The sequence below is a fragment of the Aeromonas sp. S2(2024) genome (genome assembly GCF_041402505.1).
Classification (GTDB): Bacteria; Pseudomonadota; Gammaproteobacteria; order Enterobacterales; family Aeromonadaceae; genus Aeromonas; species Aeromonas media.
Window position 1 is genome coordinate 250,861 of sequence record NZ_JBGLRL010000004.1, and the last position, 13,315, is coordinate 264,175.

At 63.4% G+C, this 13,315-nt stretch carries 11 protein-coding genes; 1 reads left to right on the top strand and 10 read right to left on the bottom strand.

Annotation, left to right across the window (positions count from 1 at the left end):
• Positions 1-31 precede the first annotated feature (31 nt).
• Positions 32-202, top strand: coding sequence for a hypothetical protein (locus ACB039_RS06855; protein WP_162852227.1), 171 nt, complete (start codon positions 32-34; stop codon positions 200-202).
• A gap of 20 nt (positions 203-222) precedes the next feature.
• On the opposite strand, the gene ACB039_RS06860 is transcribed toward ACB039_RS06855, so the two are convergent.
• The 10 genes from ACB039_RS06860 to ACB039_RS06905 all read right to left on the bottom strand — a co-directional run bounded on the left by ACB039_RS06860 (position 223) and on the right by ACB039_RS06905 (position 12,830).
• Entirely contained in the window at positions 223-579 is a 357-nt protein-coding gene (locus ACB039_RS06860) for an MGMT family protein (RefSeq protein WP_371165361.1), read from the bottom strand.
• Between the two features lie 77 nt (positions 580-656).
• Positions 657-2,210 (bottom strand): methyl-accepting chemotaxis protein, encoded by a 1,554-nt coding sequence (locus ACB039_RS06865; RefSeq protein WP_371165362.1) that lies wholly within the window; start codon positions 2,208-2,210, stop codon positions 657-659.
• Between the two features lie 200 nt (positions 2,211-2,410).
• Positions 2,411-4,276, bottom strand: a complete 1,866-nt coding sequence (locus ACB039_RS06870; RefSeq protein WP_371165363.1) for a beta-N-acetylhexosaminidase — start codon at positions 4,274-4,276, stop codon at positions 2,411-2,413.
• Positions 4,277-4,426: 150 nt separating this feature from the next.
• A complete protein-coding gene (locus tag ACB039_RS06875; protein WP_371165364.1) occupies positions 4,427-5,299 on the bottom strand; it encodes a BadF/BadG/BcrA/BcrD ATPase family protein in 873 nt (290 codons plus the stop codon).
• Entirely contained in the window at positions 5,292-7,007 is a 1,716-nt protein-coding gene (locus tag ACB039_RS06880; protein WP_371165365.1) for a glycoside hydrolase family 9 protein, read from the bottom strand. The genes ACB039_RS06875 and ACB039_RS06880 overlap by 8 nt, the downstream gene beginning before the upstream one ends.
• Positions 7,008-7,108: 101 nt before the next feature.
• Positions 7,109-8,101, bottom strand: coding sequence for an ABC transporter ATP-binding protein (locus ACB039_RS06885; protein ID WP_182788192.1), 993 nt, complete (start codon positions 8,099-8,101; stop codon positions 7,109-7,111).
• 11 nt (positions 8,102-8,112) lie between these two features.
• A complete protein-coding gene (locus tag ACB039_RS06890) occupies positions 8,113-9,135 on the bottom strand; it encodes an ABC transporter ATP-binding protein (RefSeq protein WP_226171986.1) in 1,023 nt (340 codons plus the stop codon).
• Positions 9,132-10,046, bottom strand: a complete 915-nt coding sequence (locus ACB039_RS06895) for an ABC transporter permease (RefSeq protein ID WP_042648441.1) — start codon at positions 10,044-10,046, stop codon at positions 9,132-9,134. Before ACB039_RS06895 ends, ACB039_RS06890 begins: the two co-directional genes overlap by 4 nt.
• A gap of 1 nt (position 10,047) precedes the next feature.
• Positions 10,048-11,031, bottom strand: coding sequence for an ABC transporter permease (locus tag ACB039_RS06900; RefSeq protein ID WP_005331240.1), 984 nt, complete (start codon positions 11,029-11,031; stop codon positions 10,048-10,050).
• A 116-nt stretch (positions 11,032-11,147) separates the two neighbouring features.
• Positions 11,148-12,830 carry an ABC transporter substrate-binding protein gene (locus tag ACB039_RS06905; RefSeq protein WP_041205282.1) on the bottom strand — a complete coding sequence of 561 codons (1,683 nt, stop codon included), beginning with the start codon at positions 12,828-12,830 and terminating at the stop codon, positions 11,148-11,150.
• Positions 12,831-13,315 lie beyond the last annotated feature (485 nt).

Consider the following 13,315-nt stretch of genomic DNA (forward strand, 5'->3'; position numbering starts at 1 on the left):
ATGGATGGCAGCACAAGACAGGGAGGTTGTCATGGAGATACATGAAATCCGGCCAGGCATGACCTGCCTGACACGGGAAGGAACGGCCTATGTGCTGGAAGTGGACAGGCAGAGTCTGCTGGTATTGCTGCAGCGGGAAGATGAAACCATCCCGGTGCAGGTACGTTGCGACGACATCCTGGGCCCCCTTGCCAGCGATTAGCGAAATCGCCCAGAAAGGGACTAGAACGGGATCAGAAAGAGCAGCTCGGCGAGGTCGGGCTGCCACTGCCACTCCCCCATCCTGACCCGCCCGCCAATCACGGGCACCCCCTCTTCCTGCAATCTTCCTACTTGTTCATCAAAACCCGCCGAGCCCTTGGGCAAGGAGAGGGTGCCACCTGCGCCCAGCACGCGATGCCAGGGCAGCGTCTTGTCGGTCTCCCGCAACACTTTTCCCACCAGCCGCGCCCGCCCGGGCAGGCCCGCGAGATCCGCCACCTGGCCGTAGCTCACCACCCGGCCGGCCGGGATCAGGGCCAGGATAGCCTCGATGCGCGCCACCTTGTCCAAGGGGGAAGGAGGAGGGGTCATCATCATGGTGTGTTACTCGGCGTGAAACAAAAGCGCCACCATTGTGGCGCTTCCGTGGTCTGGGGGGCAACAGGGGATCCGGCTCAGCCGAAAGTCTGGCTCAGCCCCCTGAGCTCGCTGGCACGTTTGAGCAGCTCCTGGCTGGAGTTATCCACCGCCTGGATCTTCTGGCTGTTGGCGCGGGAGTACTGGGAGATCTGGTGGATGTTGCGGCTGATCTCCTCCACCACCGCCTGCTGCTGTTCGGCCGCGGCGGCTATCTGGGTGGAGAACTCGGTCACCTGATCTATCTCCCCCAGCACCAGATGCAGGTTGCCGGAGCCCTGGCGCGTCATCAGGGCGCACTCGCGGGTTTGGGCCAGGTTGTCCTGCATCATCCCCTGCCAGCGTCCCAGGGTCTGCTGGATCTGGCGGATGCTGCCCTGGATCTGTTCGGTCGCCTTGTGGGTGCGGGTGGAGAGGGTGCGCACCTCGTCCGCCACCACCGCAAAGCCGCGTCCCTGTTCACCGGCCCGCGCCGCCTCGATGGCGGCGTTAAGGGCCAGCAGGTTGGTCTGCTCGGCGATGCCCTGGATCTCGCCCATGACGCTGCCGATCCGCTCGGATTCGTTCGCCAGCTCGACGGCGGAGTGGAAGGCATGCTCCGCCTGCCTGGCCAGCAGCTCCATCTGCTGCTCGGTCTGATCCAGCTGCTGCACCGTGTGCTGGCAACTGCTGCGTGCCTCTGTCACCTGGCTGTTGGTGTCCTGGATGTTACGCGCTATCTCGTGGGCCGTGCTGGCCATCTGGGTCATGGCGGCGGCCATCTGCTGGGTCTGGGCGTCCTGCTCGTTGATGTCGAGGAAGGCTTGATGGGAAGAGTCCTGCAGGTCGGTCGCCAGGGTCTGCAGGGGATGGGTGGCGTCGTTGACCCGACCCAGCACGGTACGAATGCGGGCCTGCAGCATCTTGAGATGGAAATCGGCGATGGCGCCGGGGGCATCCCCCGAGTAGACCAGCCGGGTCAGGCTGTCATATTGCTGGCCGAGCCGCTTGAGGTAGCGTGGCAGCGAGATGAGCTCGCGCCAGTAAGTGCCGGCGACGGCCAGCAGGGGCAGCAGCATCAGCAGCACGGTCAGGGCACCCTGGGAGAAGGCCGCCCAGCCAAAGAGCACCAGCATCAGCAGGCCGAGCAGCAGGGGTCTGGCACTGTGCAGGGAGGGCAGCTTGCTGGCGCCGCCCTGTTCGGCCTTGAGCAGGGCCTGATAGGCCTGGGCTGCGACCAGCTTGAGCTGGGGCTCCGGCTTGCAGCGCACCGACTGGTAGCCGCTTATCTTACCGTTCTCGTAGATGGGGGTCACATAGGCGTCGACCCAGTAATAGCGGCCATCCTTGCAGCGGTTCTTGACCATGCCGCGCCAGGGGTTGCCCTCCTTGAGGCGATCCCAGAGGTCGGCGAAGGCGGCCTTGGGCATGTCGGGGTGACGCACCAGGTTGTGGTTGTGTCCGACCAGTTCATCGACCTGGTAGCCGGCGATGCGGCAGAAGGCGGGGTTGGCGTAGGTGATGACGCCGCGCAGATCCGTGGTGGAGACGAGTTGCACGTCGGCGGGGAACTCAACTTCACTGTCCTGGACTTGGACGTGTTTGCGGGCCATAAGGATAAGCTCCGATGCGTTGTTGGTTGTTATTGTGGTTGAGCCGGATGCAGGCCCGGGCGCAGTGCGTCTTGCCCGGCCTCATCGGGGGCCTTATTTTGCCAACAAAGGCAGAGTAAAAGTAGGGGCTAGGTTGGATTTCTGTTGTTTAGTGGTAAAAAAATGGCGACCAAAAGGTCGCCAAAAAGAGAAAGACAACACTACCTCTGTGGCACCCGGTAACGCACCTGTAACTGATCGAGGATCTGCAGCTGGCCGGGCAGGCGGGCGGCGAAGTGATCCCAGGCCTTGCGGGCGGGGTCGCTCCAGGCCACCTCGGCCGTGGCGAGCATGCGCGGGAACAACATGTAGTCGAGACGATCGCGAAAGGTGACCAGTTCCGACCACAAGGGGCTCAGCACCCCCAGGATGTTATCGTTGGCATGGAAATCGACCGGTGCAGGATCACATCGGTAGACCTGCTCCAGATTGAGGGTCCCCGCCCAGTAGAGCCCGGGTTCATGGATGTCCGGGCTCCAGGCGAGATCCAGATAGAGAGACTGGGCCGGGGCCATCACCACGGGGTAACCCGCGGAGGCGGCATCCAGCCCCGCCTGGAAGCTGGTCCAGGCGAAGATGGTGGCGTCCCGGCTCACCTTGTCCCCGTGCAGTATCTCCTCCCACCCCAGCATCTGCTTGCCCCTGGCCGCCAGGTATTGCTGGCAGTGGCGCAGCAGGTGGCCCTGCAGCTCCCGGCAATCGGAGTAGCCCTGCTCTGCCATCAACTGCTGGCAGGCGGGGCTGTCGGTCCAGACTCCGTTGGGCACCTCGTCCCCCCCCATGTGCACCTGAGTGCCGGGGAAGAGCGCGCACACCTCGTCGATCACCGCCTCCAGGAAGCGATAGGTGCCGGGCAGGGCCGGGTTGAGCACGTTGTCGTCAAAATATTGCACCGAGAGGTAGCGGGAGCTGTCCGCCTCTTCTCGCAGCAGCTCTGGCAGCGCCTTGATGGCCGCGTGGCAGTGACCCGGGATGTCTATCTCCGGGATGATGGTGATGCCGAGCCCGGCGCCGTAGGCCACCAGTTCGCGCACCTCGCTCTGGGTGTAGTAACCGCCATAGGGCTCGGGGCCGCCGCTGAGCTGAGGATCCACCGCCAACCCGTGGCCGCGCCAGGCCGCCACCTCGGTCAGCTGGGGGAAGGCCTTGATCTCGAGGCGCCAGCCCTCGTCATCGGTCAGGTGCCAGTGGAAGCGGTTGAACTTGTAGAGGCTCATCTGCTTGAGCAGGCGCTTGAGGGTGGCGATGGAGTGGAAGTGGCGGGCGCAGTCGAGAAAGATGCCGCGAAAACCGAAGCGCGGTGCATCCTCCACTTCGAGGCAGGGCAGGCTCTCCCCGTGTTGCAGGGCCCACTGTGCCAGGGTCACCAGACCATGGCGCCAGCCCGCCTCCCCGGCGGCCCGGATGCGGATCTCCTCCGGCGTGATGGTGAGTTCATAGCCCTCGGGGGTAAGCGGCGCCTCGACCAGGTGGATCTCGGCGTCGTGATCCTGTGTCAGGGCGAGCCCCGTCAGCTCGTTGAAATGGGCCAGCAGGGGAGCGAGGGAGACTGGGCCGCTGACATGGGCTCGCTCGGCCAGGCGGAAGTTGCCTTCCGGCAGTCTCAGGTGCACCGGCTGTGGCACTATGCCGTTGGCGGGCTCCACCTCGGGCAGATCGGGGGTCACGGCGGGGCTCGGCGGCAGGCCGAGATCCTGGCCCGTCTGCACCACGGGTTGCAGCTGGGCTTGGGCGCCTTCGTCCGTCAGGCTGAGGAAGAAGCCCTGGGGCAGATCGGAGTAGCGTTTGATGGGGGTGTTGCGGCAGCAAAAACGCAGCTCGCTGACCCCCTCATTGGGTACCAGTACCTTGTAGCTACCGCTCTGGCGCGCCAGAGATCCCCCTTCCACCGACTGGGGATCTATGTGGCGAGCCAGGCAGAAGTGCAGCTTCCAGGGGCTTGCCGGGAGCTGGCTCAGGGTGAAGCGGAACCAGACGTCTTCACCGTCGCGACGGTCGATCTGGGTATGGATCAGGGGTGCAGACATGGGTATTCCTCTGATGGGGTGAACAAGATGGGGTCCTCTCCCGCAGGTGGCTCGGCGTGGACGGTGCTCAGGGATGCAGGCATGGGTAGGCCTCTGACTGGGCAAACGGGGTTGTGCCCTTTCCAGCGCATCGTTCACACCCGCCAGGGCTCAAGGATGCAGGCATGGGTAGGCCTCCGATTGGGCAAACAGGATGGCGCCTTCCAGCGCATCGGCTTGCGGGGGAACCAGGTTGAGATGCCCCAGGCGAGGGGCCAGGCGCATGCCGACGCCGCCCAGCAGGGCGATGCGGTCGGCTCCCAGCAGCCCCATGCCCTCCAGCAGGGTCTGCAACTGGGCACAGGTTTCATCCAGCAGCTGGTTGGCGAGCTCATCCCCGTCGCTGGCGGCGTCGAACACCCAGGGGGCGAAGCGGCCATAGTCGGCGGGAATGGCGCGGGCGGCCCAGCGCACCACCTCGGCCTGATCCCGCTTGAAGTGATCGAGCAGGCGCACGGCGAGCAGGCTGGGGGGCAGTATGCCGTCGTGGCAGAGTAGGGATTGCTGGATGGCGCGCAGCCCCAGCCAGGCGCCGCTGCCGAGATCCGAGATGGGAACGCCGCGCCCTGAGCAGGTATGAAGCCGGCCGTGGTGATAGATGAGCCCGGCGGATCCTGTGCCGGCGATGAGGATGGCCCCCTCACGGCCGCCAAAGGCGCCGAGGCAGGCGCCGAAGGCGTCGGAGGTGAGCCTGACGCTCGCGAAGGGGAAGGGCATCTCAAGCAGGGCGTGGTAGCAGTCGGCCAGCTCGGCAGAGGCGAGCGCCAGCCCTACCCCCATCTGCTGTTCGCACTCGATGCCAAGCCCGGCGGCCAGCCGGGCGCTGGCGATGGCCGCCAGCACGTTGGCGTGGGCGAGGGGGATGCCGAGCTCCAGATTGGAGCCTGCGGCGCGTCCCTCTCCCAGCACTCTGCCCCCTTTGTCCCGAATGCGAGCGCGGGTGTGCGTTCCCCCGCCATCGACCCCGACCCAGTACTCAATCATGACGGGCCTCCGGCGCACTCTGCCAGCTGATGGCCAGGGCGAACCAGGCGCCGTGGGGGATCCACTGCTCCCCCCAGCGCCAGTTTTGATCCAGCCTCTCCTTGTACTCCTCGGGGATGAAAGCCACCTCAGCCTCGTCATCGAACCCGGCTGTGATGCCGTTGCAGATCCCCCCGGGTGCATTGGGATAACCAGCGGTGTAGCTCGGGTTGTTGATGCCGTGCCCCGCCAGCATGCAGGCGTTGAAGGGGTTTTGCCCGAGGATCCAGTCGAGCTGGTGCTGGCCGAACGTCGTCAGGAGCTGGCTCTGCTGGGGGAAGTGACGGGCTGCGGCGAAGGCCATGGCGGCGAGGGATGCCAGCCGGGCGTTCTCGCCCTGCCACCAGTAACCGGACTCGTTGTGGTGGGGCATAAAGAAGCTGATGCGGGGGGCTTCGTCGACGCCCTTCACATATTGGCGGGCCAGGGCGAAGGGGTTGCCTGCCCGGGCGGCGAGGGCCAGCTCGGCGGCCAGCGCCTGCTGCACCACGGCGCTCACCCGGGCGCGGCGTTCCTGATCAGGCTCGACCCCCAGGTATTCCAGCAGGGCCAGCACCGGCAGACCCGCCTCGGCGGCGTGGTAGTAGGGGCGCGAGCCGTCGTCGTTGGCACTCCAGTAGTGGCCGAGCTCGGGGTGGGGGTGCTGGCGGGCGCAGAGCCTGCCGGCTCTGTCCCTTGCCTCCCCGAGCCAGTCGCGGCCAAGGGTCTGGGTCAGTTCCACCGCCGCCAGCAGGGCGCAGTAGTCGTCTATGATGTTCTCGCAACCGTCGTCCAGGTAGGCGAGGTTGTGTTCGCGCAGGTGCAGGTAGCCGCGCCTGGCCGCCTCGGCATAGTGGCTGGTATCAAAGTCGCCGCCGGTCTGCTCGCGGGCGGCCCGGGCCAGGGCGGCGATGGCCATGCCGCCCCCCTGGCGAAAGCCTGCCTGCCAGTGGTCGGATTTGAGCCCCTGTTGGGTGGCGTAGGCGCACAGCTCGCGCTGCTCGGGATCCTTGCTCCACTTGTCGAACAGGGTCATGTAGAAGAAGCCGCTCTCATCCTGCATCCGGCAGAGAAAATCCGCCCCGTGCAGCCCCTCGTCACTGAGCCGCTTGCAGAGGTTCAGCCCGTCGATGTCGTGGCGCGTCGCCAGGAGCGCCCGGCTCTTGAGCAGGCTCCACACCACCAGAGGGGTCTGCTGGGGATTGAGGTAGTTGGCGTAGGAGAGGTGGCTCAGGTACTTGCTCATGTCGCCGCTGGCATCGAACCAGCCGCCGTGCACATCCTTGTGCTGGTCGGTGCCAAACAAGCGGGCGCGGCGGTCGGCTCTATCGACGGTGCCGCTGGCGCGCTGGCCCTTGAAGTAGTGAATGACATCGGAGAGGCAGCGGCTGGTCAGCAGATCCTGGCCTATGGCGAAACGGGTGGAGCGGACTATGCCTTGGGCTGTTATCGCCTCCAGCCGGTAGTGGCCGGGTTCCTTGAATGCGGAGAAGTCGGCGCGCCAATAAGCGTGTCCTTGCCAGCCGGGCACCTGGCCTGCGGCCTGGAGAGGCAGCTCCAGCAGGAGGCGGTCATCATGCAGGCGGCGCAGTCGCACCAGGCCGCTTATCTCCACACCGGCGGCGGTCTGCAGCAGGGCAATCTTGTGTCCGTCACACTCGTAACCCACCTGATTGATCAAGAGTTCCATCCAGCTTTACTCCCTGGTCTGGGGCAATGAAGAGGCCTCACGAGGAGGCCCGGGTAAAGGTGTTGCGGGCCGGGAAGGCCGCCCCCGGCGTGGGGGCTGGCTTATTCGTGCAGGTAGCAGCGCACGAAGTGGTTGTCGGCAAGCCGGGTCACGGGGGGCAGGCTCTCCTTGCAGCGCGCCATGGCCTGATGGCAGCGACCGGCGAAGGGGCAGCCATGGGATTCCGGGGTCCAGAGCGGTATCTCCCCCTTGCGGCCCCCCTCCAGCTCGGCGTGGATGCTCTTCTCGGGGTCGGGCACCGCCGAGATGAGCAACTGGGTGTAGGGGTGCTGGGGGTGGTGCAGTATCTCGTCCACTTCCCCCCACTCCACCATGTGCCCCACATACATCACCGCCAGATCTTCGGCCACGTAGCGGGCGGTGGCGATGTCGTGGGTGATGTAGAGCATGGAGACGCCGAGTTCGTTCTTCATCTGCTCCATCAGGTTGAGGATGCCGATGCGAATGGAGACGTCGAGCATGGAGGTGGGTTCGTCCGCCAGCACCACCTCGGCCTCCACCGCCAGGTTGCGGGCGATGTTGACCCGCTGGCGCTGGCCGCCGGAGAGCTGGTGGGGATACTTGGCCGCCGTGGCCTTGGCCGGCGTCAGCCCCACTTTTTCCAGCAGGGCATAGACCATGTCAGGCAGATCTTTCTTGTCGAGCACCTTGCTGTGCAGCAGCAGGGGACGGGCGATGTGGTGGTAGATGGTGTGGGTCGGGTTGAGCGAACCGAACGGGTCTTGCCACACCATCTGCACGCTCTGACGATAGTCCAGCAGGGCTGTGCCCTTGTTGAACTCCTCCAGATCCCGGCCCCGGTAGAGGATGCGGCCGTTGGAGAGCTTGTACATCTTGGCGATGATCTTGGCGATGGTGCTCTTGCCGGAGCCCGATTCCCCCACCACCGCCAGGGCGCGGCCCCGGTGCAGGTTGAAGGTGATGTCGGAGAGGGCCCGCATCTTGCCGCTCTTGATGGCATTGGAGTTGACGGCGAAGTCCTTGTAGAGATGCTGGACCTCGATGATGGGCGCGTCGGTTTGGGCGATTTGCATGACAGACATCCTTAACAGCCAGCGGCCTTGTCCAGATAGATGGGGTGGTTCAGGGATTCCTCGGCCGAGTCATAGAGATGGCAGGCGGCCTGCTGCCCGGGCCGGATCTCGGCCAGCTGGGTATATTCCTGGCGGCAGCGTTCGTGCACCTTGCCGCAGCGGGCCTGGAAGCGGCAGCCGACCGGCACTTCCAGCAGGTTGAGCGGGGTGCCGGGGATCCCCTCCAGCACGGTTTTTGGCCCGTGCAGGGGGGGGAAGGAGTTGCCCAGCCCCTTGGTGTAGGGGTGCAAGGGGGCGGTCAGAATTGACTTGGACGGCGCCACCTCCACCAGCTCCCCCGCATACATGATGCCGATGCGATCGCAGAACTCGACCATGAGCGAGAGGTCATGGGTGATGAAGAGAATGGAGAAGTTGAACTTTGCCTTGAGGGCGTAGACCTTCTGCAGTATCTCCCGCTGCACCACCACATCCAGCGCCGTGGTGGGCTCATCCATGATCAAGAGCTCGGGGTTGAGCGCCATGGCGATGGCGATCACCAGCCGCTGGCGCATGCCGCCGGAGAACTGGTGCGGGTAATCCTTGAGCCGGCTCGGGTGGATGTCGACTATCTCCAGCAGCTCCTGGGCGCGCTTGATGGCCTCGTAGCGGGTCAGGCCGGGGTTGTGTGCCAAGAGCACGTCGCAGAACTGCTCCTCCATGCGCAGCACGGGGTTGAGCGCATTCATGGCGGACTGGAACACCACGCTCGCCTGGCGCCAGCGGTAGCTGCGCAGCCGCTCGTCGTCAAAGCCGAGGATGTTCTCCCCCTTGAACAGGATCTCGCCGCCACTGATGTAGGCGGGCGGCTTGTGCAGCCGGGCCACCGAGAAGGCGACGGTGGACTTGCCGCAGCCGGACTCGCCGGCGAGGCCGAAGACTTCGCCGGGGGCGATGTCAAAGCTGACCGAATTGACGGCGCGCACGTCGCCGCTCTCGGTGATGTAGTCGACGCAGAGGTTGCGTACCGACAGCAGGGGTTGTTGCGAGCTCATGCTGTCTTCTCCTGGGCGGCAATGGGGGTGACGGGGGCGGCGAGCTGTTTCCAGCGGCGCAGACCCTTGTGAGAGCGCAGTTGCGGGTTGGCTATCTCGTCGATGGCGAAGTTGAGCATGGCCAGACCCGCCCCCAGGGTGGCGATGGCAAAGCAGGGGGCCAGGATTTCCCACCAGGCACCCACCAGGATGGCGCTGGAGGTCTGGGCGTTGTAGAGCATGATGCCCCAGCTGACCACGGTCGGATCACCCAGTCCCAGGAACTCCAGGGTCGCCTCGGTGACGATGGCGTAGATGATGGAGCCGATGAAGCTCACCCCTATGATGGAGATGAGGTTGGGCAGTATCTCCACCAGAATGATGCGCCAGGCCGGCTCACCCAGTACCTCGGCGGCGATGACGAACTCTTTCTCCCGCAGTGCCAGGGTCTGGGCACGGATCACCCGGGCGCCATAGGCCCAGGAGGTAAAGCCTATGATGAGCGCAATCACCGTCGGTGACGCCTCCCCGATAAAGCTCGCGAGCACCAGTAATAAAGGGAGGTTGGGGATCACCAGCACCACGTTCATCAGGAAGGTGAGGCATTCGTCCACCACGCCGCCGAAGTAACCGGCAGTGATGCCGATGCCGATGGCGAGGGCGCAGACCAGCAGGCCTGCCCCGAAGCCCACCATGAGGGAGATGCGGGCGCCACTGGTGAACTGGGCCCAGAGATCGTGACCCATGCGGTTGGAGCCCATCACCAGCTCCATGCTGGGGGGCTGGTGGGGGCGGGCGACCCGCTTGGTGGGTTCATTGCTGGCGAGCAGCGGGGCAAACAGGGCCATCAGCACGAAGGTGACTACGATGGCGAGGCCAAAGGCCGCCTTCTTGTTGCCCAGCAGGATCTTGAGGATGGTCGGCATACGCATCTTATTTGCCTCCTGTACGCAGACGGGGATCCAGGAAGACGTAGAGCACGTCCGCCAGGAAGTTGAAGCTGAGCATGGTGATGGTCATGATGAGCAGTTGCCCCTGAATGAGCGGGTAGTCGCGGGCCAGGATGCCCTGATAGAGGGTTAAGCCCAGGCCCGGATAGTTGAAGATCACCTCTGTGATGAGGGAGCCGCCGATGACGAAGCCGAGTGCCATGGAGAGAGCGGTGACGCTGGGCAGCACGGCGTTGCGGGCGCCGTAGTTGAAGATGACTCTGTTGCTGGAGAGCCCCTTGGCCTTGGCCATGGTGATGTAGTCCTCACCGAGCAGGTTGATCATGTTGTTGCGCATGGTGATGAGGAAGCCCCCCACCTGCACCATGGCCAGGGTGCCCACCGGCATGATGGCGTGCAGCATGATGCTCTTGATGTGTTCCCAGCCGAAATCGGCGGTGATCTCCGGGCTGTAGGCGTAGCCGATGGGCAGCCAGCCGAGGCTGACCCCGAACAGGAACAGGGCGAGCAGGGAGACCACCACGGGGGGAATGGCCTGCATCACCAGGGTGAGCGGGGAGAGGATGCTGTCCATGCGTCCCCCCCGGTACCAGGCGGCGAAGATGCCGACGATGGAGCCGATGGAGAAGCTCAGTATGGTGGAGGTGCCCACCAGGAACAGGGTCCAGCCGATGGCGCGACCGAGCACGTCGGCGACCGGTTGGGGGTAGTAGCGCACCGAGGTGCCGAGATCCCAGGTGAAGACACTCTTCACATAGGCGAGAAACTGGGTGGTGATGGGACCGTCAACGAACCCGAAGGTGGCCTTGAGGGCCTCGAGGGCGGCTGGTTCCATCATGGCGCCGGCCCGGGCGAACATGACGGAGACGGGATCTCCGGGCATGGCTCTGGGCAGCAGGAAGTTGATGGTGGCGGCCACCAGGAAGGCGACCAGATAGAAGGAGAAGCGTCTAAGTATAAATCCCATGGTGAACCCTTTTACTGCAAGCCTGCCCCGCGCCGGGCAAAGCTCCCCAACCCCGGCAAAGACGGGGGATGGAAGACATGGCGGGGAAAAAGGCCCCCCTCAGGGGGCCGAGGTGATTAGCTGTTTGGCTTGAGTGACAACACGTGCAGCAGACGCTCCGGGGTGTCCGGGTGTACCTGCGGCTTGGCGACCGGGTTGTCGGCACTGAACCAGCCATTGAAGCGCTTGGTGCTGTATTCGTACCAGGTCGGGTTGTTGAACACCGGGATTATGGTCTGGTTGGCACCGACGCGCTCCTGGATGGCAAACATGATCTCCTTCTGCTTGGCCGCATCGGCGGTCTGGGTGAAGTCATCGATCAGCTTGTCGAGCTCAGGATCCTTGTAACGGGGCGCCGCGAAGCGGTTGCCGCGCTCACCCATATTGCGGGAGTGGAAGGCGGTCTCGAAGTACTTGTGCGGGTTGGCACCGGCAAAGTAACCCTGCAGAGCGACGTCGAAGTCACCGGTGATCAGGTTCTCGGTCCAGACGGTGGCTTCCGGGGTGGAGGTCTTGGCGTTCAGGCCCAGAGCCTGCAGGCCTTCCACACCGATCTGTACTGTGTTGACCCAGTCGGTCCAGCCGTTCGGTACCAGCACCTTGAACTCGATCTTCTTGCAGCTCGGGGTGTCGAGGAACTTGTCGCCGTCACAGTCCTTGTAGCCCGCTTCCTTCAGCAGTGCCTTGGCACCTTCCAGGTCGAACTTGTTGTATTTGCCGTATTTCTTCTCGACATCCGGGTTGTCCCAGGAGGCGAATGCCTTGCCAAGGCCTGACGGGTATTCGTTGACGGTCGGGTAGCCATAGCCTGCGATGTCCACCATGGACTGGCGGTCCATCGCCATGGAGAAGGCGCGGCGGAAGTTGATGTCGTTGAAGGCTTCGTTATTGCCCGGGTTCTTGCTCTGGAAGTTGACGTTGAACGCCACCGTGCCGGAGGCGGGGAACCAGTACTTGTTGTTCTTGGGATCGTTGCCGACGTAGAGGCGCTCGATGTCCGGCACGAAGGAGCCGAACCAGTCCACGTCACCCTTCATCACAGCAGCCAGTACCTGGTCGTTGGTGGCCATCTGCGGCATGCGCAGGCAGTCGATGGCAAGGTTGGCGTTGTCCCAGTAGTGCGGGTTGCGGCACTGGGTATAGAGCTGGGCGGAGAAGTTGTCCACTTCGGTGAAGGGACCCGTGCCGACCGGCTTGTCGTTGGTGAAGGCAACCGGGTCTTTCACCGACTTCCACTGATGCTCGGGGACGATGGGCACCAGCACCAGGTCATTCACCACGTTGGTGTTGACCTCGGCCAGGTCAAATTTGACCTTATGCTCACCCAGCTTCTCGACACCCTTGATTTGAGTCCAGATGGATCGCTCATCCAGCGCCTTGTTGGCCTTGACCAGGTTGAAGGAGAAGATAATGTCGTCGGCGGTGAAGGCTTCACCATCGGACCACTTGACCCCGTCACGCAGATCGAAGGTGACGGATTTCAGATCATCGCTGAAGGCGTAGTGGGTGGCCAGACGATAGACGGGTTTGCCACCCTGCATATCGTTGAAGATCACCAGCGGCTCATAGATGAAGTGACGGGTGGTGTGCAGCAGACCGGCCTGCAGGAAGGGGTTGAAGTTCTTGACCCATGCGGTTTCCTGCTGTGCAACCAGGGTCAGCACCGTCTTGTTCTCGGCGGCCATGGCGGTGCCGGCGGCACCGAGCATCAGGGTTCCCAGCATGACTGAGGTAGCGATTTTGGATACTTTGGCAAGCATATTTTTTCCTTTCTTATTGGTCTTCCATGGTTTTGGAATGGAGCACCGGATCCCATGCTTGGATGCCGGCCCTCAATGTTGGTCAGGTTTTGCACCCTTGTAGTTGTGTCATCCAACGCCCCTAGAAAAGCAGAGTTAACAGGAAAACAACAACTCTTCATTTCGTCGATATCGTAAAAACTCCCACCCTCTCGTCATTATCGTCAAACTCTATTTTTAATCCTTTTAAATTATACAGTTGCATTAATTCTCACAAAGTACCAAGTCACCCTTTATGACAATTCAAAGACGATAATGTGAAGTGGATCGTGCTCGTTTTTGCTCCCCTTCAGTGGCTTTTTTTTGAGCTTGAAACAAGCAGGCCGCAAAGCGTTGCGAGATTGTGCGCTGGGTCACTAAGGCGGTGATTGTCCCTCTTGCCCGGGGGCAGTGCCAGCCAGAGGTTGCTATCAACGGATGGGGTTGAGGTGGGGCGACAGAAGGTG